General features: G+C 54.7%; 2 rRNA genes. Both read right to left on the bottom strand.

The window, feature by feature from the left end:
- Positions 1 to 84 (bottom strand): 5S ribosomal RNA (rrf, locus tag ABG996_RS10775); the annotation flags it as partial.
- A 100-nt stretch (positions 85 to 184) separates the two neighbouring features.
- A 23S ribosomal RNA gene (locus ABG996_RS10780) occupies positions 185 to 865 on the bottom strand; the annotation flags it as partial.

The following is an 865-nucleotide window of genomic DNA, read 5'->3' on the forward strand; positions in this document are numbered from 1 at the left end:
CCCCACACTACCATCGGCGCTACGGCGTTTCACTTCTGAGTTCGGCATGGGGTCAGGTGGGACCACCGCGCTACGGCCGCCAGGCAAATTCTGTTTTATCAACACGTCCTGTTCTGACCTGTCGATTTAATCTGTATCAGGCTGAAAATCTTCTCTCAATCCGCCAAAACATCTTCGGCGTTGTAAGGTTAAGCCTCACGGTTCATTAGTACCGGTTAGCTCAACGCATCGCTGCGCTTACACACCCGGCCTATCAACGTCGTCGTCTTCAACGTTCCTTCAGGACTCTCAAGGAGTCAGGGAGAACTCATCTCGGGGCAAGTTTCGTGCTTAGATGCTTTCAGCACTTATCTCTTCCGCATTTAGCTACCGGGCAGTGCCATTGGCATGACAACCCGAACACCAGTGATGCGTCCACTCCGGTCCTCTCGTACTAGGAGCAGCCCCCCTCAGTTCTCCAGCGCCCACGGCAGATAGGGACCGAACTGTCTCACGACGTTCTAAACCCAGCTCGCGTACCACTTTAAATGGCGAACAGCCATACCCTTGGGACCTACTTCAGCCCCAGGATGTGATGAGCCGACATCGAGGTGCCAAACACCGCCGTCGATATGAACTCTTGGGCGGTATCAGCCTGTTATCCCCGGAGTACCTTTTATCCGTTGAGCGATGGCCCTTCCATTCAGAACCACCGGATCACTATGACCTGCTTTCGCACCTGCTCGCGCCGTCACGCTCGCAGTCAAGCTGGCTTATGCCATTGCACTAACCTCCTGATGTCCGACCAGGATTAGCCAACCTTCGTGCTCCTCCGTTACTCTTTAGGAGGAGACCGCCCCAGTCAAACTACCCACCAGACACTGTC

This window comes from Collinsella aerofaciens (assembly GCF_039836695.1).
GTDB lineage: Bacteria > Actinomycetota > Coriobacteriia > Coriobacteriales > Coriobacteriaceae > Collinsella > Collinsella aerofaciens_BD.